22 protein-coding genes and 1 riboswitch are annotated in these 22,930 nt (G+C 30.2%); of the genes, 18 read left to right on the top strand and 4 right to left on the bottom strand.

What is annotated here, in order from left to right; genetic code table 11:
- Positions 1-36: 36 nt before the first annotated feature.
- The 4 genes from P8F83_RS11900 to P8F83_RS11885 all read left to right on the top strand — a co-directional run bounded on the left by P8F83_RS11900 (position 37) and on the right by P8F83_RS11885 (position 3,544).
- Positions 37-234: a PspC domain-containing protein gene (locus P8F83_RS11900; RefSeq protein ID WP_286908777.1), complete on the top strand. Its 198-nt coding sequence runs from the start codon at positions 37-39 to the stop codon at positions 232-234.
- 192 nt (positions 235-426) lie between these two features.
- Entirely contained in the window at positions 427-747 is a 321-nt protein-coding gene (locus tag P8F83_RS11895) for a PadR family transcriptional regulator (RefSeq protein WP_073018925.1), read from the top strand.
- On the top strand, positions 744-1,466 hold the full coding sequence (locus P8F83_RS11890; RefSeq protein WP_315109202.1) for a hypothetical protein: 723 nt from the start codon (positions 744-746) through the stop codon (positions 1,464-1,466). The genes P8F83_RS11895 and P8F83_RS11890 overlap by 4 nt, the downstream gene beginning before the upstream one ends.
- A 350-nt stretch (positions 1,467-1,816) precedes the next feature.
- Positions 1,817-3,544: a ferredoxin hydrogenase gene (locus P8F83_RS11885; RefSeq protein WP_326514747.1), complete on the top strand. Its 1,728-nt coding sequence runs from the start codon at positions 1,817-1,819 to the stop codon at positions 3,542-3,544.
- A gap of 204 nt (positions 3,545-3,748) precedes the next feature.
- Here P8F83_RS11885 and P8F83_RS11880 read toward each other — a convergent pair whose 3' ends face one another.
- From P8F83_RS11880 to P8F83_RS11870, 3 genes are read right to left on the bottom strand one after another with little or no spacing between them, the layout of a single operon-like run.
- Positions 3,749-5,014 (bottom strand): Ger(x)C family spore germination protein, encoded by a 1,266-nt coding sequence (locus P8F83_RS11880; RefSeq protein WP_315109197.1) that lies wholly within the window; start codon positions 5,012-5,014, stop codon positions 3,749-3,751.
- Positions 4,998-6,107 carry a GerAB/ArcD/ProY family transporter gene (locus P8F83_RS11875; RefSeq protein ID WP_326514746.1) on the bottom strand — a complete coding sequence of 370 codons (1,110 nt, stop codon included), beginning with the start codon at positions 6,105-6,107 and terminating at the stop codon, positions 4,998-5,000. Before P8F83_RS11875 ends, P8F83_RS11880 begins: the two co-directional genes overlap by 17 nt.
- A gap of 2 nt (positions 6,108-6,109) precedes the next feature.
- Positions 6,110-7,786: a spore germination protein gene (locus P8F83_RS11870; protein ID WP_326514745.1), complete on the bottom strand. Its 1,677-nt coding sequence runs from the start codon at positions 7,784-7,786 to the stop codon at positions 6,110-6,112.
- A gap of 279 nt (positions 7,787-8,065) precedes the next feature.
- On the opposite strand from P8F83_RS11870, the gene P8F83_RS11865 reads away from it, so the two are divergent.
- Positions 8,066-9,478, top strand: coding sequence for an NAD(P)/FAD-dependent oxidoreductase (locus tag P8F83_RS11865; RefSeq protein ID WP_326514744.1), 1,413 nt, complete (start codon positions 8,066-8,068; stop codon positions 9,476-9,478).
- A gap of 62 nt (positions 9,479-9,540) precedes the next feature.
- On the opposite strand, the gene P8F83_RS11860 is transcribed toward P8F83_RS11865, so the two are convergent.
- Entirely contained in the window at positions 9,541-10,143 is a 603-nt protein-coding gene (locus tag P8F83_RS11860) for a DUF6483 family protein (RefSeq protein WP_326514743.1), read from the bottom strand.
- A 429-nt stretch (positions 10,144-10,572) separates the two neighbouring features.
- Positions 10,573-10,674: riboswitch (purine riboswitch) on the top strand.
- Positions 10,675-10,794: 120 nt separating this feature from the next.
- Here P8F83_RS11860 and P8F83_RS11855 point away from each other — a divergent pair.
- The 13 genes from P8F83_RS11855 to P8F83_RS11795 all read left to right on the top strand — a co-directional run bounded on the left by P8F83_RS11855 (position 10,795) and on the right by P8F83_RS11795 (position 22,921).
- A complete protein-coding gene (locus P8F83_RS11855) occupies positions 10,795-11,898 on the top strand; it encodes a BMP family ABC transporter substrate-binding protein (protein WP_326514742.1) in 1,104 nt (367 codons plus the stop codon).
- 69 nt (positions 11,899-11,967) lie between these two features.
- Positions 11,968-13,476: an ABC transporter ATP-binding protein gene (locus tag P8F83_RS11850; protein ID WP_326514741.1), complete on the top strand. Its 1,509-nt coding sequence runs from the start codon at positions 11,968-11,970 to the stop codon at positions 13,474-13,476.
- A 71-nt stretch (positions 13,477-13,547) separates the two neighbouring features.
- The gene (locus P8F83_RS11845) at positions 13,548-14,540 is read left to right on the top strand and encodes an ABC transporter permease (protein WP_326514842.1); all 993 of its coding nucleotides are present in this window, start codon (positions 13,548-13,550) and stop codon (positions 14,538-14,540) included.
- The gene (locus P8F83_RS11840) at positions 14,540-15,466 is read left to right on the top strand and encodes an ABC transporter permease (protein WP_073018580.1); all 927 of its coding nucleotides are present in this window, start codon (positions 14,540-14,542) and stop codon (positions 15,464-15,466) included. Before P8F83_RS11845 ends, P8F83_RS11840 begins: the two co-directional genes overlap by 1 nt.
- A gap of 99 nt (positions 15,467-15,565) precedes the next feature.
- Positions 15,566-16,456, top strand: coding sequence for a DMT family transporter (locus P8F83_RS11835; protein ID WP_326514740.1), 891 nt, complete (start codon positions 15,566-15,568; stop codon positions 16,454-16,456).
- Positions 16,446-16,571: a hypothetical protein gene (locus P8F83_RS11830; protein WP_275299511.1), complete on the top strand. Its 126-nt coding sequence runs from the start codon at positions 16,446-16,448 to the stop codon at positions 16,569-16,571. Before P8F83_RS11835 ends, P8F83_RS11830 begins: the two co-directional genes overlap by 11 nt.
- Positions 16,572-17,026: 455 nt before the next feature.
- On the top strand, positions 17,027-17,545 hold the full coding sequence (locus tag P8F83_RS11825) for a QueT transporter family protein (protein WP_420022613.1): 519 nt from the start codon (positions 17,027-17,029) through the stop codon (positions 17,543-17,545).
- A 188-nt stretch (positions 17,546-17,733) separates the two neighbouring features.
- The gene (locus P8F83_RS11820; protein ID WP_326514738.1) at positions 17,734-18,600 is read left to right on the top strand and encodes a tRNA 2-thiocytidine biosynthesis TtcA family protein; all 867 of its coding nucleotides are present in this window, start codon (positions 17,734-17,736) and stop codon (positions 18,598-18,600) included.
- A gap of 137 nt (positions 18,601-18,737) precedes the next feature.
- Entirely contained in the window at positions 18,738-19,079 is a 342-nt protein-coding gene (locus P8F83_RS11815; RefSeq protein WP_326514737.1) for a DUF1292 domain-containing protein, read from the top strand.
- A 103-nt stretch (positions 19,080-19,182) separates the two neighbouring features.
- A complete protein-coding gene (locus P8F83_RS11810) occupies positions 19,183-20,001 on the top strand; it encodes an aminotransferase class IV (protein ID WP_326514736.1) in 819 nt (272 codons plus the stop codon).
- A 46-nt stretch (positions 20,002-20,047) separates the two neighbouring features.
- Positions 20,048-21,955, top strand: a complete 1,908-nt coding sequence (locus tag P8F83_RS11805) for a FapA family protein (RefSeq protein WP_326514735.1) — start codon at positions 20,048-20,050, stop codon at positions 21,953-21,955.
- An 11-nt stretch (positions 21,956-21,966) separates the two neighbouring features.
- Positions 21,967-22,422 (top strand): chemotaxis protein CheW, encoded by a 456-nt coding sequence (locus tag P8F83_RS11800; protein WP_021800882.1) that lies wholly within the window; start codon positions 21,967-21,969, stop codon positions 22,420-22,422.
- Positions 22,423-22,432: 10 nt separating this feature from the next.
- Positions 22,433-22,921 carry a chemotaxis protein CheD gene (locus tag P8F83_RS11795; protein ID WP_326514734.1) on the top strand — a complete coding sequence of 163 codons (489 nt, stop codon included), beginning with the start codon at positions 22,433-22,435 and terminating at the stop codon, positions 22,919-22,921.
- Positions 22,922-22,930 lie beyond the last annotated feature (9 nt).

Here is a 22,930-nt window from a genome sequence, read left to right as displayed (position 1 = left end):
AATTAAAGCCTATTATATTATAAGGTGGGGATTGAAGTGAATAAAAAATTATATCTTTCAGAAACAGATAAAAAACTTTCAGGTGTTTGTGGAGGAATAGCTGAATATTTTGATATAGATTCAACACTAGTCAGATTAGGGTGGGTGCTATTTGTGTGTTTAGGAGGAAGTGGAATTCTAGCATATATAATTTGCGCTATTATAATTCCTAATAGACCAGACTATATAAATTAATAAAAGACTGCTGAAATACTTCAGCAGTCTCTTTTTTTAGAAAAAAATCATACTATTGTAACCTAAATACTTTACAAATCTAAATACTTAGGTATACAATATACTTAGGTAACCTAGGTATATAGATATCCTAAGTAAGGAAGTGATATATTGGCAGATTTCGAGAATCAACTTAAAAAAGGAATTCTCTCTATGTTAGTTTTAAAATTACTCAAAGAGAAAGATATGTACGGCTATGAAATAATTCAAAAACTTGAGGAATTAAGCGAAGGCTATCACAGTTTAAAGGAAGGAACACTTTACCCAATGTTATATAAATTTGAAGATAAGGGATGGGTGGAGAGTTATAAGGTTTCCTTTGATGAGGAGAGAAAAATTCCGAGAAAATATTATAAGATAACGGAACATGGAAAAATAGAAGCATTTAACCAAGACATGGCGTGGCATATTTTAAATGAAAGAACAAACAAGGTTTTAAAATATATTGATAATAAAGGTGGTGGAAATTTATGAATAAAGAATATGATAATTATATAAATAAAATAGTTAGCAACATTGGCTTAACTGGAAAAAAGGCTAGAAATATAAGAGAAGATTTATATTCATCACTAATAGAAAAACAGCAGATAACAGGAGAAACTAATCCGTATATTTTAATGGGAGATCCTGAAGATGTTGCAGAAGAGTTTAGAGCGAATATAGGAATTGAAAGAAGATATTTTCATGATTATTATTGGTATGAATATAAATCAAAGGTTACTGTTTTAGGAATACCACTAGTTCATATAAACTGTAAGCCTATGGGAGTAGCAAAAGGAATAATATCAATAGGAAGTATTGCAATTGGAGTTTTAGCTTTTGGGGGAATTTCTATTGGGGCTATAAGTTTTGGAGCTATAGCAATGGGTATTTTAGCTGCAATAGGTGGAATTAGCTTAGCTGGATTACTTTCTATCGGTGGAATTGCAATGGCTTTTGGAGTAAGCATAGGAGGTGTAGCAATTAGCAAACTTATGGCTTGTGGTGGTTATGCAAGCGCTAATATAGCAATAGGTGGAATATCAAAGGGTGTAATTTCTATATTTAAACAAAGCGGAGAAGGAAGATATTTATTTGATAATTCTTCAAATCTAAAAGAAATTATAAATACAATAAGAGAAGTGTATCCTAATATTAGTGAAAAATTTATCAATTTTATGGAGAAGTTCATTAGCTTATTCTTAATGTCTTAAAGGTAAATACCATATATATTATATGAATGTATATGGTATTTTTAAATTTATTTGAATAATATAAATAGATTGTGATATAATTAGCAATATTTTAGACAGTTAATAAATTTGGTAAGAAAATGTAAAAATCAAAATCATAAATTTAATGATATTTTTTTAACTAAGATTAAGTTCATATTTAATTAATTTTTAAAATAACATCTGTAAACGATTGAAAGATGAAAAATATCATAATTGTGTATTAAATTCAGAATAGTTTAAATTAAGAGAAAGCTAAAGTTTTGAAAAATCTATGATAAAATTAATAACTGATTACAGGAAAGTAATATTTTATTTACTTGGAGGAGACTATGAATAAAGTAGTTATTAATGAAAAAATTGTAGAATTTAATGAAGCTACTACTATTTTAAAATTAGCAGGAGAAAATGGAATAGACATTTCAACTCTTTGCTTTTTAGATGATTGTAACGAAATTGGTAATTGTGGAGTGTGTGTTGTAGAAATAGAAGGAAGAGATGAACTTGCTACTTCTTGTACTACTTATGTAGAAGATGGAATGGTTATAAATACTAATAGTGAAAAAGTTCAAAATGCAGTTAAAGATAGAATATCAACACTATTAGATAAACATGAATTTAAATGTGGACCATGTAAAAGAAGAGAAAACTGTGAGTTTTTAAAACTAGTTATAAAACATAAAGCAAGAGCTAGTAAGCCATTTGTAGTGGCAGATAAAACGACCTATGTTGATGATAGAAGTAAGTCTATAGTTATAGATAGAACTAAATGTGTACTTTGTGGAAGATGTGAAGCAGCTTGTGAAAAGCATACAGGAACTGGTTCAATAAAGTTAGTTGATAATGGAGATGGACTAAAGGTTACATTTAAAGATAATAAGTGTTTAGATGATACAAACTGTATATTATGTGGACAATGTGTAGCTGCTTGCCCAGTTGATGCACTATCAGAGAAATCACATATGGATAGAGTAAAAGATGCTTTAGCTGATCCAGAAAAACATGTAATAGTAGCTATGGCGCCATCAATAAGAACCGCAATGGGTGAATTATTTAAGATGGGTTATGGGGTTGATACTACTGGAAGATTATATACATCTATGAGAATGTTAGGCTTTGATAAAATATTTGATATAAATTTTGGTGCAGACATGACAATAATGGAAGAAGCAACGGAGCTTGGGCAACGACTAGCTAATAATGGGCCTTTCCCTATGTTTACATCTTGTTGTCCTGCTTGGGTTAGACAAGTAGAGAATTATTATCCAGAGTTTTTAAAGAATCTTTCGACAGCAAAATCGCCAATGCAGATTTTTGGAACAGCAGCTAAAACCTATTATCCTAGTTTAGAAGGATTGGATCCTAAAAAAATATTTACAGTAAATATTATGCCATGTACTGCTAAGAAGTTTGAAGCTGATAGACCAGAAAATGAATATGATGGTTTAAGAAATATAGATGCGGTTATAACAACAAGAGAACTTGCAAAAATGATAAAAGACGCAAAGATAGATTTTGCTAATTTAGAAGATAGCAAAGCTGATCCAGCTATGGGAGAGTACTCAGGAGCTGGAGTTATATTTGGAGCTACTGGTGGAGTTATGGAAGCTGCATTAAGAAGTGCTAAAGACTTCATAGAAAAGAAAGAACTTAAAGAAATTGAGTATGAAGTAGTAAGAGGTCTTAATGGAATAAAAGAAGCTACAGTAAATATAGCTGGAAAAGATATAAATGTGGCTGTTATAAATGGGGCAGTGAATGTTTTTGAATTTGTAAAAGCAGGAAAGCTTCAAGGAAAAGAGTATCACTTCATTGAAGTGATGGCATGTTCAGGTGGATGTGTAAATGGTGGAGGACAACCTCATGTAAGTTCAGCAGATAGAACTAAAATGGATATAAGAGCTGTTAGAGCCTCTGTTCTTTACAACCAAGATAAAAATCTACCTAAGAGAAAATCTCATGAAAATAGCGCTATTATAAAAATGTACGAAAGTTATATGGGTAAACCAGGTGAAGGGTTAGCTCATAAATTACTTCATATAAATTATAGTAAGAAATAACATAGGGGAGGAATAATCCTCCCTATTTTTTTACAAACATATATACTATAGGTATGATAGCACCGAGTATTGATAAAAGAAAAATTCCAAAGGCTGATAGCTTATTTTTTTCATTCTTTAATGTGTTTAAACCATAAGTAAAGGTGTAAAAACATGAAATTATAATAGGTATAATTAATAAATAAACCATATATAGTACACTTCCTAATTTGTAATCTCTTTTGATTTAAATGTAACTCCTGTAATAGATGTGTTTACATTAAGAGTAAGATTGCAGTCTGCTTTTGGATATTTAGAAAGCCAATCATATTCTTCCCAAGAATCTATAGTTAAAAAATTATTTACAGCTGCATAACCAAAACCGAAAATATCTGACTTAAATTCATTTTGAGTTTTTAAGATGGTTTTTCTTATTCCATCCTCTAAGTAGTTTTTTAGTTGATTATTTAAATCATCTATCATACCTAAGCTCTCATAATTGATGCGGCTTTGTATTGAATGAAGGTCAGCATCTAAAGTCAATTCTATATTTATTTCAGCAGTATCTTTATCAGTTATAACCTTTATTTTAGGTTTTTTTTGAGTTTTAACTTCAAAAACCATAACTTTATTAGGGGCATTTTTATCTGGTATTGTCATGAATCCATTTTTATATTTACCTCGTATTAAAGAATAAAATCTGGTTTCATAACTATCTAAAAATCCAACCATAATATCTCCTTTAAAAACAGCCGTTCCAGCAAATTCTCTTTTAGCTATACCATTTCGAGGAATTTCCCCAGGTACATAACCTTCTCCTATATTTAATGGGGGATTGGGGTTAGTAGAGGGGTTATCAATAGAAGTCATGTCATTTACCCCAACATAGGTAGCTATAGATTCTTCATAATTTGATAACATAGATCTATAGAATTCTATAGAAGATACCAGATGGAAATAGTTTGTCTTTTTACCTTGAGATAAATGCAGTTCTATCATTTTAGGAAGACTAGAGCCTATGCTAGATATATTTTCTTTAATAAAATTTTCGGCAGTACATCTAGAGACCATTAAACTTGCTGAGGATCGTATATCTCTATATTTTTTCATAGCACTTAGTAGGTATCCCATACCATCTTTTGCTATATCTTCAGAAATAACAATTCCTTTTAGGTGTATATAAGATACTCTTCTAGATATTTCTGTTTGAAATAAATCTTGAGCTTCTATAATACTTGGTGATTCTACAACATGTATGTTACTACCAGAAAGAATGTTTTCAGACTTATTTGAAGCATCTGAACTTTGAGATAGACTGGCCATATAAGTTGGATACTGAATTGTTATTCTTAATTTATTAAAGGTTCCTTTATCTATTCCTAAAAGAGAAGGATAAACTTGATCATCAACTTCTTTAGAATCATAACATCCATAAAAGTTAGTAGAAATAAATATAATAATTACTAATATAAGACTAAGCTTTTTTCGCATTATAGTTTTTTCCTTTCTTGTTAAATAAGATAGAGATTATGAGTAAGATAATCGGGAAAATATAAAGTGGTAAAAAACTGTATTGTCTTATTATTTTCATATTTATTTCTATTACTTCAGAAGAATTTTTAGGCAAACTAGTCACTACAAATATTATAAATAAAAAGGGGAAAATCAATGGTTTGTAATCTTTTATTTTAAACACATTAGAGTAGTCTATAAGGCATAAATAAATTCCTGCTGAAGTTGTAACTATAGAAGGTATTATCCAAGTAAATAGAAGTATTGAATCGACTCTTTGAAAAAATCTGTTAAAATAAATAGTAGTAGACAGCTCGAATAATCCCGAAATATTTTCTCCTCCAGCTGCATAACCGAAGATAAATGTATAACATAAAAATGAGATAGAAAAAAGAATACCTGTTAAAATTAAGCTGCTAATTCCTATCTTTTTTATTTGTTTAACTCCCCCTATTGAGTTTATTAAAACTAAAAGTATAGTGACCTCGGTATAAGCAGAACTTCTTAAAAAACCTACCTCAAAAGTTTTTTTTAATCCAACACCTAAATATGGTTTTATTGCATCAAAATTATATTTTGGTGCTGCAAATAAAAATATAGATAGTAATCCAAGTATTACAGGGATTAAAAGCAGGCTAGATATTTTCCCTATTACTTCTAATCCAAGATACACTATTATTAATGCAGCTATTAACATAGTAGTTATAATAAGGGTTGGAGGTGTGTTCGGCAGACTATAAACCTTAAGCATATTAACAAATTCTATTAAGTTAGATGAAGAATAATATACTGCATAGGCACAAACAAACATTCCAAATATTTTGCCGAAAAATTTACCTAATATACCTTCAAAAACACCAAATAAATTTTCTCCAGGAAATCTCTCCATAAGCTTACAACAAATATAAAACATGATAACACTACTAAAACATGAAATTAGAGTCATGAACCAAGTTGAGGTTTTTGTTAAGTTCATAGCACTAGTTACACTGGTATAGAAAATCTTTGACATTGTGATTAGAGTTATAAAAGCAAATGATTCGTAAAAAGTTAAGGTTCCTTGTTTCTGCATTTTTAGCGCCCCTTTTTGTTATATTTATTAGTCAATTTACCTAAAGGTTTATTAGTCCATTTACGAGAAAGAGTCTCTTCTTTTCGTTCATCTATAGGTTGAATTTCTTTAGGTCTAAACTCTTCTTTCCATATAGGTACTCTTAATAATTTACTGCTTTGTTTTTTTCTAAGGGTTATGTCTGACAGCATAGGAACACCAAAAGAATTAATGTTTGATATTAATGCTAATCCGACTACTAATCCTAAAGATATACCGAAAAAACCGAAAAAAGCCCCTAAAGTTATAAAAATAATCCTTATTATGCGTAAACCATAAGATAGATTAAAGTCAGGTACAGAAAAGCCTCCTAAGCCAGTAAATGATATTATTATAATTAATATAGGACTTATTATATTGGCTTGAACTGCTGCTTGCCCTAAAATTAATGCACCAACTATCCCTATGGTGTTACCTATTATTCCAGGAATTCTTATACCAGCTTCTCTAATAAGTTCAAAGGCTAGTTCCATAAAAACTACTTCTAAAACAGTAGGAAAAGGAACATTTTCCCTAGATTGTGCAATGGTTATTAATAAAGCTGTTGGAATCATTTCTATATGAAAGTTTGTTGTAGCTATATAAAGTCCAGGCAAAAGTGTTGCTACAGTGACAGCAAAAATCCTAATTAATCTTAGTAAAATTCCATACTGCCATTTAACGGCTTTATCTTCTGTAGTTCTTATTAGCGTAAAAAATGTCACAGGAACTATAATAGCAAAGGGTGAGTTGTCTAAAATTATTGCAACCCTGCCATCAGTTATGTGACTTACTGCTCTATCAGGTCTTTCTGTAGATAAAGTAGTTGGGATAATTGAGTTTGGTGAATCCTCTATAAACTGCTCTAGTATGCCACTATTTAATATAAAATCTGTACTTATATTATTAAGCCGTCTTTTGACTTCTTCAACTATGGTTGGATTAGCTAAATCCCTAATATAAATAACGGCACAATTAGAGGTGCATCTATCACCTAAAACTAATCTTTCTGCTATTAAGTCCGTATCTTTTATAAGTCTATGTATTAAAGAAAGATTTGAGAGAAGACTTTCGGTGAAAGCTTCTTGAGAGCCTTTTACTGAACCTTCAATAGTTGGTTTATCTATGTTTCTTTTTTCAAATCCTCTAGTCTCACAAAACAAATAATTCTTAAAACCATCAATAAATATTCCAGTATCTCCATTTAGTATCAAAGAGATTATTTCTTTAGGGATATTAGCTTTAGTTATGCGGTTGACTTCTACTACATTGTTAAGTTTATTTTCTAAGTCTTCAGAACTAAGATAATCCTCAAAATTTAAATTAAAAAGAGGCTTTAATATGAATTCACCGGAAAGTTTGGAATCTGCCATACCGTCTAGATAAACTAAAAAGCCTTCATATCTATTGCCCAAGTTGAAACGTCTAATTATAACTCCCTTATTTGTAGGAAGGTAAAAACTATTTTCAATAAACTTTATATTAGAAGACAAATCCGTTTTTATAGGTTGATTTTCATTTATCATATCTTTTGATTTTATATAAGGAGGCAATTTTGTATCTTCTACTAATGGATTTCTAAGAGAAAAAGTCTCTTCGTTATTATTCGCATATGTAACTAATGATAATAATTTCTTAAAAATTGAAGCTTTTTCTTTCATGATAATTCTCCTATGTTTGTTGTTTGATAGTATTATTTCCTAGTTTAAGGTAGATATTCGGTATAAAAATTAGCAATTAAAGACATAGTACGAATTTTACAAGTAAAATAATTAAAAATATACGCAAAAGTATTGCATTTTTATATTATTTGGTATAGACTCTCCTATTGGGGAGAACTTTATCCCAAGAATATTAAATAATATTCGTATAAAGAATTTTGCATACAGGGGAAGGATATATCTCATTAAACTATGCGAAATAAAGCGGAGGATAATACTATGTATGATGTGATTATTGTAGGAGCAGGTCCAGCTGGGATTTTTACGGCTTTAGAGCTTGTAAAACAAGAAAGTAAAAAGAAAATTTTGATTTTAGAGATGGGTAAAAGTATTAATAAAAGACATTGTCCTAAAGATAAGACTAAAGTATGCGTATCTTGTAAACCATATTGTCATATAACTACTGGTTTTTCAGGAGCAGGTGCTTTTTCAGATGGTAAGTTATCTTTAAGTTATGAAGTTGGTGGAGAGTTACCAGATTTAGTAGGCAGTTCTAATGCACAAGAATATATTGATTATACAGATAAAATATACCTAGAATTTGGTGCAGACTCAAAGATTGAAGGAGTAGGCAACGAAAAAGAAGTTAAAGAAATAAGAAAAAAAGCAATTGAAGGTGGACTTAAATTAGTAGATTGTCCTATAAGACATTTAGGAACAGAAAAAGCCCAAGACATCTATCTAAAAATACAAAATAAATTAATAGAGTTAGGTGTAGAAATAAGATTTGATACCTTAGTTAAGGATTTAATTATAGAAGATAATAAAATAAAAGGTGTACTAGCTACAGATTCTTTAAAGAAAGAAAAAAATGATATTATATATGGAGAAACCATTGTAGTGGCTGCAGGAAGAAAAGGTGCAGATTGGCTAAAGGATATGTGTGTAGATCACAATATTAGTCATAAAGCTGGTACTGTAGATGTAGGAGTGCGTGTTGAAATAAGAAATGAAGTTATGGATGAAGTTAATAGAGTTTTATATGAATCTAAACTTATTGGATACCCAAAACCTTTTAAAGATAAGGTAAGAACTTTCTGCCAAAATCCAGGTGGTTTTGTAAGTCAAGAAAACTATGATAATAACTTAGCTATAGTTAATGGACATTCTTATAAGGACAAAAAGTCAGAAAACACTAACTTAGCTATACTTAGCTCTCATAACTTTAAGGAGCCTTTTGATAAACCAATAGAATATGGACAAAAGGTTGGAGAACTAGTTAACATGCTTGGTAATGGTAAGATATTAGTTCAAAGATATGGAGATATATTAGAAGGAAAAAGAACTTGGCAACATGAACTTGATAGAACTAATGTGAAGTATACACTTCCAGATGCTGTTGCAGGTGACTTAACTGCTGCTATACCTTATAGAACAATGACTAATATTTTAAATTTTATAGATGCTATGAACACTGTTGTACCTGGTTTTGCATCTAATGAAACTCTTTTATATGGACCTGAGATAAAGTTCTACAGTAATAAAATAAATATAGATGAGAACTTTAAAAGTAATATAGAAGGATTATATTGTTTAGGAGATTCTAGTGGATGGACAAGAGGTCTTATGATGGCATCACTTATGGGCGTAATGATGGCTAGAGTCCTTGAAAAAGGAAGCTGGAAAAACTAAGACTTAAATTAAAAGCAATAGTTAAAAGTACTGATAATATACTTTTAACTATTGCTTTATTTTTAAAGTTCTCTTAAAGATTCCTCAACCTCATCTTTATTTAGACCACCATTTTCAAGTTCATTATCATCTAATATTAAAAGGAATTCATAATATTCTTGAAGGTGATTTTGATAAGAAGAGTCTAACTCTATTAATTCATATAAACAATCTTCCCCTTTAGCATACTCACCCATGTATTTATAATGATTAAAAATTTGATAATATAGAGTAGATGGAAGTTCAAAATCGCGTAAGCTTTCTAAAATTTTTAAGAATACAATTTTAAACGTACTTTCTTTTGTATCTAATCCTTTTTCTATAGAAGTATTAAATATATTGTAAGATTTCATCATTCTAAAATAATCCTCTAGTTTAATACCTTCTAGGAATATTAAGGTAGCGACAATAAGTAATCTAGTATAATCTTCTATTCTAGATGGTTTTAATAAATTAACTATCTCTTCATAAGGAAGGTTTTCTATAACTAAGTAATTATAACCGGTGTATTTTTTGTATAATTCAGCAATATCTTTATTGAAGCTTTCTATATCTAATTCTTCTAATTTAGGGATTATCATTAAAAATTCGGAAACTACATTATCATTAAAGTCATTTTTTATCATAATTTTTCCTCCTTGATAAAATTACTTAACTGTCCCTATTATATCATTTTAATTAATAGCGAAGAATACTTATAATATAATTTATTCTATAGATAATAATTATTAGTAGGAGGAAAAGATAGTGAGTAGTATTTCGTGTAAGGTTAAAGGCGCTGAGATCTTAAATGATATTTTTAGTTCCGATCATTGCCTTATAACTATTGAATTAGAGGGTTAAAATTAACGTTTCCTTAAATGCCATTAAGTACCATAAGTATAAGGTTACTTAAAAACGAATATGTAAAATGAAGATGATTTCATTTTAATAGATTATTAAAAAATAAACTCAAAATAAATACAAATAATTATTTTGAAAAAAAATATTGATTTTTAACCTCTGAGAGTGTAACATACAAATATAAGATGTATTAATACGAATGTTCGTATTAATAAAGAGGTTATTATTCATTTCGTATATGTTTGATGATATGGTTCAAACGTTTCTACCAGGATGCCGTAAACTGCCTGACTACGAATGTATAATGGTTATTGTCTGTGTTTTTTTGGCAATATTTATTATGCATTCCTGAGCAGTATAGTTGCTCAGGATTTTTTTGTTTTAAAGAAACCTTAAGCAAAACAATAAAAATAATATTTTCGGGGGGAAAAATCATGAAAAAATTCCTTAAAGTAATGTTAAGCGCTACAATAGCAGCAGCACTAGTATTAACAGGATGTAGCAGCTCAGGTACAGAGGGTAAAAAGGATGACAAGAAAGATTTAACAGTAGGTTTTATTTATGTAGGACCAATAGGTGATGGTGGTTATAGTTATGCTCACAATGAAGGAAGACTTTATCTTGAAAAAGAAACTGGTGTAAAAACAATTTACAAAGAATCAGTTGCAGAAGATAAAGCTGAAGTAGAAAAAGTTGTAGATGATATGGTAGACCAAGGTGCTACTGTAATAGTAGGAACAAGTTTTGGTTTCCAAGATGGTTTATTAGCAGCAGCTAAAAAGTATCCAGATGTTAAGTTCTTACACTGTTCAGGATATGAATTAGCAGACAATATGGGACAATTCTTTGGTAAAATTCATGAAATGATGTACTTAAATGGTGTTGTAGCAGGAATGAAGACAAAATCAAATACATTAGGTTTTGTAGGAGCTTTCCCAATACCAGAAGTAATTAGAAATATAAATGCATTTACATTAGGCGCTCAATCAGTAAATCCAAACGTTAAAGTTAAAGTTAACTGGACTAACACTTGGTATGATCCAGCTAAAGAAAAAGATGCAGCTTTAGGATTAATTGATGCGGGGGCAGACGTTATAGCACAACATCAAGATACAGCAGGTCCACAACAAGCTGCTGAATCTAAAGGTGTATTCTCACTAGGATATAATACAGATATGAGCAATACCGCTCCAAAAGCTAACATGACATCAGCTGTTTGGAACTGGGGTCCATACTATGTAAGTCAAATAAAAGCTATTCAAGCTGGTACTTGGAAATCAGAAAAATATTGGGGCGGATACGCAGATAACATAGTTTCTCTTGCACCATTAACTTCATTAGCACCAGAAGGAGCTAAAGCAGCAGTAGAAAAAGCAGAAGCTAAGATAAAAGAAGGAAACAATGTAATATTCCAAGGTCCAATAAAAGATCAAAGCGGTGCAGTTAAAGTTAAAGAAGGTCAAACATTAACAGACGATGAAGTTTGGAACATAAACTGGTTTGTTCAAGGAGTAGACGGAACTATTCCAAGCAACTAATCTAAGGATTAAAAATAATAGAACTGAAGAGAGTAAAATTTCTTCAGTTTTAATTTTATGGAGGCGTAAATGAGTAATAATACACCAGTAATAGCGTTGAAAAACATATCAAAAGGATTCGGAAAAGTAATTGCTAATAATAACGTAAATCTTAGACTTTATAAAGGAGAAATTCATGCACTACTTGGGGAAAATGGTGCAGGAAAAAGTACATTAATAAGTATTATATCTGGAGTTTACTCACCAGATGGAGGAACTATAGAGCTAGATGGAAAAGAAGTGCACTTTACTTCTCCTAAAGAAGCTATGGATGCAGGAGTTGGTACTATTTATCAACACTTTAAACTAGTAGAAGCTATGACTGCTAGAGAAAACATACTATTAGGTATGAAAAAAGGGCTATTTAGTAAAGGTAAAAAAGCAGATGCTGATATTATAGATATATGCAAAAAATATGATTTGGATATAGATTTAGATAAGTATATATCAGACATGTCTGTAGGAGAAAAGCAAAACCTTGAGATTCTAAAAGTTCTTTATAGAGGAGCTAAGATACTTATATTAGATGAACCTACTACTGTTTTTACGCCTCAAGAAACTGAAAAACTATTCAAAATCATGAGAAGAATGAAAGAAATGGACTGTGCTGTAGTATTTATATCACATAAGATGGATGAGGTTATGGAGATATGTGATAAAATAACAGTCTTAAGAAAAGGTGAAAGTATAAAAACTCTTCACAAAGATGCAACGACTCCTAAAGAGTTAACTGAACTTATGGTTGGAAGAGCAGTAGACTTATTTATAGAAAATGTTGAAGTTAAAGAAGGAAGAGAACTTCTAAAGGTTGAAAACTTAACCGTTTTAAGTGAAGAAGGAATAGAAGCAATTAAAAACATATCCTTTAATATTAAAGCGGGAGAAGTACTTGGGGTTGCTGGTATAGCTGGAGCTGGGCAAAAAGAACTTTGTGAAGCTATAGCTGGAGTTACTAAAGTTAAAAATGGAGCTATTGTATTTGATGGAGAAAATTTAGCTGGTAAAAATCCTCGAGAATTTGTTAAAAAAGGAATAAGCATGAGTTTTATACCAGAAGATAGATTAGGTATGGGTTTAGTTGGCTCTATGGATATGGTGGATAATCTTTTGTTAAAGTCTTATTATTCTCAAAAAGGATTATTAATAGATAGAAAACCTATAGAGAAAAAAGCGCATGAACTTAAAGATCATCTAGAAATAAAAACACCGTCAATTCATTATCCTATTAAAAACTTATCTGGCGGTAATATTCAAAAAATATTATTAGGAAGAGAACTAAGTGTTAATCCTAAACTTTTAGTTATGGCCTATCCAGTAAGAGGATTAGATATTAATACTTGCTTTACTATTTATAGTTTAATTAACGATGCTAAAAAGAAGGGGACTGCTGTTCTTTTCATTGGGGAAGACTTAGACGTTCTTATGCAATTATGCGATAGAATAATGGTTATATGTAATGGAAATGTAAGTGGAACTATAAAGAGCAAAGAAGCAACTAGAGAAAAATTAGGACTCATGATGGTAGGAGCCAAAGCCTAGAGGAGGATAAAACTTTGAGATTAGTTAAAAGAGAAGATATAAATAAATCTGTAAGTATTAGAATAAGAGTTATGGCTATAGTTATAGCTATAGTTATTGCAGGATTGTTCTTAGTTACCTTAGGACATAATCCTATTGAAGTATTTTCTGGAATGATTAAAGGAGCATTTGGTACAGCGAATAGAGTAAGACAAACTATAATAACAGCTATACCACTACTTATAGCAGCTATAGGTGTAGGTGTAGCCTTTAAAATGCTTTTTTGGAATATTGGTGGAGAAGGTCAGATATTTATGGGAGCTTTTGGAGCAACTATAGTTGCTTTAAACTTAACTTCACTTCCAAAACCTGTACTTCTATTAGTTATGTGTTTAGCAGCTATAATCTGCGGAGGATTATGGGCGGCTTTAGCTGGAGTTTTGAAAGTTTATTTTAATACAAATGAAACAATAATAACATTGATGCTTAACTATGTTGCACTAAAATTTATAACTTTACTTCAGTTTGATTTATTAAAAGACAAAAATGCTATGGGTTTTCCTAAAATAGCTAACTTTCAGGATAATGCTATATTACCTAGAGTTTTTGGAGTACATATAGGGTGGATAATTGCACTTATAATTGTAGTAGTTTTTTATATATTTATGAAGCATAGTAAAATGGGGTATGAAATAGCTGTTTTAGGTGATAGTACTAATACTGCAAAGTATGCAGGAATAAATATCAATAAAACCATATTAAAAGCAGTTTTTATAAGTGGAGCTTTATGTGGTCTTGTTGGATTTATACAAGCTTCTGCTGTAAGTCAGACTTTATCTACAGAAATTACAAATGGAGCAGGAAATACTGCTATAATAATAGCTTGGTTATCTAATCTAAATTCTATATTTGCAGTAATAGTTTCTATACTATTTGCAGGACTTACTCAAGGTGGAGCTTATATACAAACTGCTTTTGGAATTCCTAATGCAGCGGCTTCAGTTATTCAAGCTCTTATACTATTTTGTGTTTTAGCTAGTGAAATGTTTGTTAGATATAGAATAGACTTTAGGAGGGTGAAATAATGAATGTTCAATCATTTTTACATGCAGCGATAATTGCAGGAACACCTCTTTTATTAGCTACCTTGGGAGAAATTTTATGTGAAAAAGTTGGTAACTTAAATCTTGGGGTAGAAGGTATGATGCTTTTAGGAGCTATATCTGGATTTTTAATAGGGTATAAAACAGGAAATCCTATCTTTGCTCTTTTTGCAGCAGCAGGAGCAGGGGCACTTGGTGGTTTAATTTATGCGGTTTTAACTGTTTCATTTAGAACTAATCAAGTTGTTACAGGTTTAACTTTAACTATATTTGGAACAGGAGTATCTTCATTGCTTGGACAAAAGGCTGTAGGCCAAGTTGTTCCTGATAGTGTTAAAAGTTTTTTTGCTGAAACCAAGATACCTGTATTAGGAGATATACCTTTTTTAGGAAATATACTATTCAATCATGATACCTTTATCTATATATCTTATGTATTAACTATAATGGTTGGGATTTATTTATACAAAACTAGAGTAGGTTTAAACTTAAGAGCAGTTGGGGAGAATCCAGGAGCAGCAGATGCTGTAAGTATAAATGTAAGTTTATATAAGTATGTTAACATACTTCTTGGAGGAGCTTTAGCTGGTCTTGGTGGAGCATACCTTTCATTAGTATATGTTCCAGTATGGGCAGATAATATAACAGCAGGTAGAGGATGGATAGCTGTAGCCTTAGTTATATTTGCTGCATGGAATCCATATAAGGCTCTACTTGGAGCATACTTATTTGGAGGACTTGATATAGTAGGATTTAGAATAGCTAATCCTATAGTATCTTCATATGTTTTAAGTATGTTACCTTATGTGGTTACTATAGTAGTTCTAGTTATAATTTCAAGTAAAAAATCCAAAAAGAACTCACCACCTAAGTCTTTAAGTTTACCTTACTTTAGGGAAGAGAGATAATTAAAAGTTTAAGGCTATCACAAATTTGTGATAGTCTTTTTTGTTGACAAATTACTAGAGTTAGCTGAAAATGGATAATTAAGAATGGGGGTAATATTTTTGGATAAAAAAAGTAGTTTTAAATTAATAGGGGCTATGCTAATTTGGGGAAGTTTGGGCATATTCGTAAAAAATATACCTCTTAGCTCTACTGAGATTGCATTTTCAAGAGCTGTAGTTGGAAGTTTGTTTATTTTTATGATAAATAAATTTTATTTTAAAAAACCTATTATAGAGTCATTAAAAAACAGTAATAAAAAATCAATTTTTATATTAATTATGTTAGGTTTACTTTTAGGACTAAACTGGGTATTTTTATTCCAGTCATATAAGTATACAACAGTTGGGAATGGAACTTTGATTTATTACTTGGCACCTGCATTTACTATTTTGCTTTCTCCTATAATAACTAAAGAAAAAATTAAACTTAAAAGTTTGGTTTCAGTATTTGTAGCTATATCAGGATTAGCATTGATATTAATTTCTAATGGAGAAACTTCAGGCGAATATAATCATATAAAAGGAATGATTTTTGCATTAGCTGCTGCTATTATATATGCTTTAATAGTTTTAATGAACAAGAAACTTAATAACATAGATGATATTATTAGAACATTAATACAAATGGTTTTAAGTATAGTTATTTTGCTTCCACTAGTAGTAACTAGAGGAAACTTTAGAGTTGAGAATGGGTTGACTTTAGTTATACTGCTTTTTGTAGGAGTTGTACATACTGGGATTGCGTACATGCTGTACTTCTCAAGTTTTAAAGATGTAGCTACAGATAAAATAGTAGTATTAAGTTACATTGATCCTGTTTCTTCGGTGATTTTTGGAGCACTTTTCTTAAGTGAAAGAATAAGCATAAACACTGTAATAGGAGGAATACTAATTCTAGGTAGTAGCTTTATAAGTAATTATCCTGGAAGGAGTGGTAAGGTTGAAGCATAAAGTGTATGAAGGCAGCAATAGTGAAGGCGTTAAGTGGGTAAGAGTAGGTAATTTTACAAAAAATGCAGTGGAAGAATTTGAAAAAGAGTTGGTAGCAAATAAAAATAAGAAATAGGAAAAAGCTTGAGTTTTGTTAATCAAAACAAAACTCAAGCTTTTTCTATAATAAAGTAATAAATTGCTATTTAAAAAATATTGATTTTAAGGTAATCATAACATATAATAGGAAAGTAAACTTAACAAAGGCAGTTCGGAAGCCTCCTGCCTTAAAACAAAACTACGGCATTAATACATTAAGTTGTACATGTAGTAGGAGATTTATCTCTCCTATTTATTTTTGTTGACTTAAAGCCGTAGAAATATAGTTATATTTCTATGGCTTTTTTTATTGGATAGGAAAGGATTTTCTTCCTATTCAATAAAAAGATGCAAGGGGTGCAGGGGAAGTTGTGTTCCCCTGCCTCTTAAGGAGGGTGCTCAGGCACGCAGTGTCGTCGAAGGGAACCATAGGGTTCCCTAGCGAAGTGGCGCAGCCACCTTTTTAATTCCCAGGCTTTCAAAATAATTTTTTTGGAGGAAAGTATGAAAACAAGAAGAATAGTATTTTCAGCACTTATAGCAGCACTATATGCAGCACTAACTTATTTTTTAGCACCAATTAGTTATGGACCTATACAATTTAGAGTATCAGAGATTATGGTGTTATTAGTTTTATTGGATCCATTTTATATAGGAGGATTAACTTTAGGGTGTTTTTTAGCTAACCTCTTAGGACCATATGGGATGATGGATATAGTAGTTGGAACTTTAGCAACCTTTATATCTTTAGTACTTATGAGTTATACAATGAGATTTATAAAAAAACAAAGCCTAGCTACAGTTATTGCATCTTTATGGCCAACTATAATTAATGGTGTTATGATAGGGTACATGTTGTACTATGTTGTGCAAGCTCCACTTGCATTAACAATGTTCCAAGTAGGTTTAGGTGAGTTTGTAGTTGTAACTTTAGTAGGAGTTCCTCTATTTTCTTATCTTAAGAAGTCAGGAATACTTAAGGGGATTACAAGTAACTATAGAGTAAGTTAATAATTATAAGATAAACTTGGACAGTTGACAGATGAGAAATTTCAGATGTCAACTGTCTACTTTTAGTTCTCATTTAATTCTCAAATTTCAACTTTCAGTTCTCAACTAAAAAAGTCAGGACAAATAAAAAAAATGGTGTTATAATAACAAAAGATTAGAACCGTTATAAAAATAAAGAGGTGAAAAACTTGAGTAAAACAGCAGGAGAAGGTTGTGAAATATTAGTACCTTTTAATGAAAGAAAACCACTAGACGAAATAGAAAGAAGTTTAATTAAGAAATATAGAAAAAAGATTTGGACTAAGTTTATAAAGGCAGTAAAGGATTATAAACTTGTTGAAGAAGGAGATAAGATAGCGGTAGCCATATCAGGAGGCAAGGATTCTATGCTTATGGCAAAGCTTTTTCAAGAACTTAAGAAACATGGGCAAGTTAATTTTGAGCTTGAGTTTATAGCTATGGACCCAGGGTACCATGAAAATATAAAAGAACTTTTAATAGATAACTGCAACCACTTAAATATACCTGTACAGATATATGAATCAGGAATTTTTGATGTTGTAGATCGAATTGCACAGGAATATCCATGTTATATGTGCGCTAGGATGAGAAGAGGATCTTTATATTCAAAAGCACAGGAACTTGGTTGCAATAAGCTGGCTTTAGGTCATCATTTTAATGATGTTATAGAAACAACTATGCTAAATGTTTTATATGCAGGTAATTTTAAAACAATGTTACCTAAACTTAAGGCTAAAAACTTCGAAGGAATAGAACTTATTAGACCCATGTATTACATAGAAGAACAGTCTATACAAAACTTTACTCAAGGTTCAGGAATATGGCCTCTTAACTGCGCTTGTATGGTTGCAGCTAAAAAGACAGGTAATAAGAGATATGAAATAAAAGAACTTATAGAAAACCTAAAGAAGAATTTTGAAAATGTTGATAAATCAATATTTAAAGCAGCAGAAAATGTAGCTATGGATTCCATATTAGGATGGGAAAAAGGTGGAGTTAAACATAGTTTTCTAGATGCTTTTGAAGAGGAATAAATAATTATTTAAGAAAAATTAAAATTTTTCTTTTAATATTTAGATATTACGGTTAAAATGAAAAGAGTACCATTTTTATATAAGGAGGTGACTTCTCATACTTGCTAGTATATAACTAGTTAAGGTGAGGAATTAATATGACAGATAAAGAATTAAATAATGGCTGTGAATGCGGCTGCGAAGGTGAAGAAAAAGAAAGCTGTGGATGTGGACACGACCATGATCATGAAGAAGGAGAAACTCTAGTAGTTGATTTTGAAGATGAAAATGGAAATATAGTATCATTTGATGTTGTAGATAGCTTTGAATATACAGGTAGTGAAGAGGCTTTAAAGAATAATGTGTATGCATTAATTCAAGATCCAAATGATGATTCGGTTTTCTTAATGAAAGCAGATACAGATGAATCTCTAATCCCTGTAGAAGATGAAAATGAATTCGAGATAGTATCAAAATTCTATCAAGATGAATTAGCTTAAGAATTTTTAGGTGCAGAATACGAAAAAATCGTATTGTGCACCTTTTATTTTAACAATTAAGAGCTATAATATATCTAAAACTAATATTTAGGAGTTGATACACATGCCTTGTTTACATGAATATTTTATAGAAAATAATCTGAAGAAATTATCAAAAGATTTTGAAGAACCAAAAGGAACTATAATATATGAGGTTTTGAGAATAATTGATGGAGTGCCTCTTTTTTTAGAAAATCATTTAGAAAGAATGAATAATTCATTTAAAATAATAGATAAGGTAAATCCATATAAGGATGAGGAGATAAAAAACTCTATAATAGAACTTTCAAAAACTAATAAAGTTAAAGATGGAAATGTAAAAATAACAATAGAGGCTACAGAAGATAACAAACTTAAGATATTTTTTATACCTCATAGTTATCCTACAGAAGAACAATATTTAAAAGGCGTTAAAACTATATTGTATTTTGGAGAAAGAACAAATCCTAATGCAAAAATAGTTAATGATAGTTTTAGGGATTTAGTTAATAAAGAAATAAAAGAAAATGATGCCTACGAAGCTATATTAGTGGATAGAAATGGGGATGTAACAGAAGGAAGTAGATCTAACATCTTTATGGTAAAAAATAATACGATTATAACTTCACCTCTTGAAGCTGTACTTCCAGGTGTTACTAGAGGAGAAATTATAGAACTATGCCTAGAAAACAATATAGATTTTAAAGAGCAAAAAGTTAATTATAAAGACTTAGATAGATTAGATGGACTATTTATAACAGGTACATCTCCTAAAATTTTACCAATTACTTCGGTTAATGATAGAATATTTAATTCAAATGTTAATGAGATTATAAAGGTTTTGATAAAAACATACGATGATAAGATAAATACTTATGTTAATGCAAATAAAAGTAATTTATAAATTTAGCTAATTATGGTATACTTGTCTTGTTGAAAGGGGTATGTTTATGGAGAGAATTGTAATAAAAAGTGATACTTTGGAAAATGCTTTAAAGGAAGCTTGTGACGAATTAAATTTACCTATAGAACGATTAAGTTATAGAATACTTAATGAAAAAAAAGGTTTGTTTAAAAAGAGTATAGAGCTTGAAGTAACACCAAAGGAAATCATAGATGATAAAGGATATGTTTCTATTATTGACGGAAAGTTTTTAATAGAGAATCCTAAAAATGAAAAAAAACCAGCACTAGTAAACATACCAGAAACCATAGAATTTTTTGTAGATGAGGAAAGAGTTTTTAATAAAATAAAAGTTTTAGAAGAAAACAACTTATACTACCATATAGAAAAAAAAGAAGCTAAAAGAATTTTAAATATAGAAACCTCAGATGATAATATGAAAGCTAATTTATGGATTACTTATGAACCGGAAATTAATTACTCTATTAAAGATTGTGAAAGAACTTATAACATAGATATTGAAATAGTTGAAAAAGAAAAAACCTACCCACCTAAATTTACTAAAGAAGAAATAAAAGACGCTTTAAAAAGTAATGGAATAACCTTTGGTATAAAAGAGGATGTAATAGAAGAACTTACAAAGAAAGAAATAGTAGAAGGAATAACAGTAGCAGAAGGATTAAAGGCTATTGATGATGTGGGAGATAGGATTAATATATTTTTTGCTGAAGAGACTAAGTCAAAAGAGCATGGAGATTTAGATAAGGTTGATTACAGAAATTTTTATGATATAGCAAATATTGAAGCTAATCAACCCTTAGGGGAGATAATACAGGGATCTGAAGGGAAAGATGGTATTGATATCTTTGGGAAAGCAAAAAAAAGAAAAACATTTAATAAAATTAACTTAAAAGCTGGAGAAGGCTGCTACATTAAAGATAATAAAGCATATTCATCTACTGATGGAAGACCTTGCGTTAAAGGTGGAGTATTTTATGTATATAAAGTTTTCAATCAAGATATTGATGTTGATGTAAAAAGTGGAAATATACATTTTATTGGAGATGTGCATGTAAGGGGCAACATTAAGGATGGAATGACTGTTAGTGCAGGAAATTCATTAATAGTTGAAAAAAATGTTGAGGGCGCCTTTTTAACTTCAAAGGGAGAGATGACCTTAAAAGGAACTGTAATAAGAGGACGAGTCATTGCAGGAGGAGATAATACTATTGCAATGAATGAAGTGTACTTATATAAGGGAATAAGAGAGGATTTATCTGAATTAATAGATGTTATAACCCAAATAAAAGAAAGAAACTTAAATGTTGGAAGCGTTAGAGATGGTGAAATAATACTTACCCTTCTAGAAAGTAAATTTAAAACATTATCTAGTAAGGGAAGAATACTATTAGTGAACCAAAGTATAAATGGAGAAGAAAATGAAAAAATAAAACAACTATTGAAAACTAAACTTTTTTCTCTAGGCGTTAGCGAAATAAAAAGTTATAATGAATTATATGAAATTATAGAGTTATTAGATAATAGAATTAAAAGCTTAAGTTCAGAACTAAAGCTTCCTGTAAACTTATATATAAACTACACTCAAGATTCCAATATAGAATCTTCTGGGGATATAATATTTACAGGGAAAGGCGCTTATCTATCTAATATATCCGCTCAAGGCAGTATATATTTTAAAAATAACAATTCTGTTATAAGGGGAGGGTCATTAAAAGCGCAGAATGAAATAAAATGCAAGATAGTTGGCTCAGAAGGCGGAGGAAAAACAACATTAATAACCAGTAAAACTGGACATATATATGCTGATGTTGTATACATGGGAACAAAATTTATATTTGGAAAAAGAGAATATGTTATTGATGCGCCGTGTAAAAATGTACACGGATATTTAGATCAATATGGAGATGTAAATATTGATAAGTTTGTATTATAGGAGGAATTGCTATGTCATCTACTGAGATGAAAGTTTTAATTTTTAGTTTAAATAACGAGTTTTATGGAATTAACATAATGGATGTTGAAAGAATATTAGGTTTCGAAAAACCAACCTTGATACCAGATGTTCCTCATTTTATGGAAGGGGTTATAAATTACGAAACTGGTATTCTTCCAATAATTAATTTGAAAAAGAAATTCTCTTTAAATCCTCAGTCTAGTAATGATCAGGATTCTAAGATAGTAGTAACAAAGGAACAAACAAATAAATTTGGAATATTAGTTGATAATGTATATGAAGTTAAGGATATTAATACATCGTCCATTGAAATGTCTAAAGCAATTACATCAGCTATTTCTGGAAGATATATAGAAGGATTAATAAAATTAGAAGATAATAAGATTGTTATTCTATTAAATCTTTCTAAAGTTTTAACTGAAGAGGAAAATCAGATAATTTTTTAGGAGGCGTAAAATGCAGAGCAATGAGATAAAGGTTGGAATTGCAGATTTAAATATTGTTAATCCACCAGGAAAAATTATGACTATAGGATTAGGCTCTTGTATAGGTATTGCTCTATATGACAATATAAAAAAAATAGCTGGACTCGCGCACATAATGCTTCCTGATAGTAAAAGTTTTAAAAATGTAACTAATCCATATAAGTTTGCAGATTTAGCAATCCCAATACTTATGGACAAGATGCAAAAAGAAGGTTGCTCTATAAGACACCTGAAGGCAAAAATTGTCGGAGGAGCGTCCATGTTTAACTTTTCAGATAAAACTATGATAAATGATATAGGAAAAAGAAATGCTGAAGCTGTAATAAAATCATTAGGAGAACTTAAAATTCCAATAATTGCTTCAGATGTAGGCGGAAATAAAGGAAGAACTATGATTGTAGATCCTCAAAATGGAGTGGTCATAGTGAGAACCATAGGACAAGAAACTAAAGAAATATAATGGAGTTGG

Source organism: Clostridium intestinale (genome assembly GCF_035905475.1).
GTDB classification, from domain to species: domain Bacteria; phylum Bacillota; class Clostridia; order Clostridiales; family Clostridiaceae; genus Clostridium_T; species Clostridium_T intestinale.
Note: the sequence above shows the minus strand (reverse complement) of the source record. Positions and strands in the feature narration are given on the sequence as shown.

Excerpts from the sequence above, each read along its gene's own strand:
- P8F83_RS11895 (WP_073018925.1), top strand. The coding sequence starts at position 427 with ATGTTAGTTTTAAAATTACTCAAAGAGAAAGATATGTACGGCTATGAA.
- P8F83_RS11890 (WP_315109202.1), top strand. The coding sequence starts at position 744 with ATGAATAAAGAATATGATAATTATATAAATAAAATAGTTAGCAACATT.
- P8F83_RS11885 (WP_326514747.1), top strand. The coding sequence starts at position 1,817 with ATGAATAAAGTAGTTATTAATGAAAAAATTGTAGAATTTAATGAAGCT.
- P8F83_RS11880 (WP_315109197.1), bottom strand. The coding sequence starts at position 5,014 with ATGCGAAAAAAGCTTAGTCTTATATTAGTAATTATTATATTTATTTCT.
- P8F83_RS11875 (WP_326514746.1), bottom strand. The coding sequence starts at position 6,107 with ATGCAGAAACAAGGAACCTTAACTTTTTACGAATCATTTGCTTTTATA.
- P8F83_RS11870 (WP_326514745.1), bottom strand. The coding sequence starts at position 7,786 with ATGAAAGAAAAAGCTTCAATTTTTAAGAAATTATTATCATTAGTTACA.
- P8F83_RS11865 (WP_326514744.1), top strand. The coding sequence starts at position 8,066 with ATGTATGATGTGATTATTGTAGGAGCAGGTCCAGCTGGGATTTTTACG.
- P8F83_RS11860 (WP_326514743.1), bottom strand. The coding sequence starts at position 10,143 with ATGATAAAAAATGACTTTAATGATAATGTAGTTTCCGAATTTTTAATG.
- P8F83_RS11855 (WP_326514742.1), top strand. The coding sequence starts at position 10,795 with ATGAAAAAATTCCTTAAAGTAATGTTAAGCGCTACAATAGCAGCAGCA.
- P8F83_RS11850 (WP_326514741.1), top strand. The coding sequence starts at position 11,968 with ATGAGTAATAATACACCAGTAATAGCGTTGAAAAACATATCAAAAGGA.
- P8F83_RS11845 (WP_326514842.1), top strand. The coding sequence starts at position 13,548 with ATGGCTATAGTTATAGCTATAGTTATTGCAGGATTGTTCTTAGTTACC.
- P8F83_RS11840 (WP_073018580.1), top strand. The coding sequence starts at position 14,540 with ATGAATGTTCAATCATTTTTACATGCAGCGATAATTGCAGGAACACCT.
- P8F83_RS11815 (WP_326514737.1), top strand. The coding sequence starts at position 18,738 with ATGACAGATAAAGAATTAAATAATGGCTGTGAATGCGGCTGCGAAGGT.
- P8F83_RS11810 (WP_326514736.1), top strand. The coding sequence starts at position 19,183 with ATGCCTTGTTTACATGAATATTTTATAGAAAATAATCTGAAGAAATTA.
- P8F83_RS11805 (WP_326514735.1), top strand. The coding sequence starts at position 20,048 with ATGGAGAGAATTGTAATAAAAAGTGATACTTTGGAAAATGCTTTAAAG.
- P8F83_RS11800 (WP_021800882.1), top strand. The coding sequence starts at position 21,967 with ATGTCATCTACTGAGATGAAAGTTTTAATTTTTAGTTTAAATAACGAG.
- P8F83_RS11795 (WP_326514734.1), top strand. The coding sequence starts at position 22,433 with ATGCAGAGCAATGAGATAAAGGTTGGAATTGCAGATTTAAATATTGTT.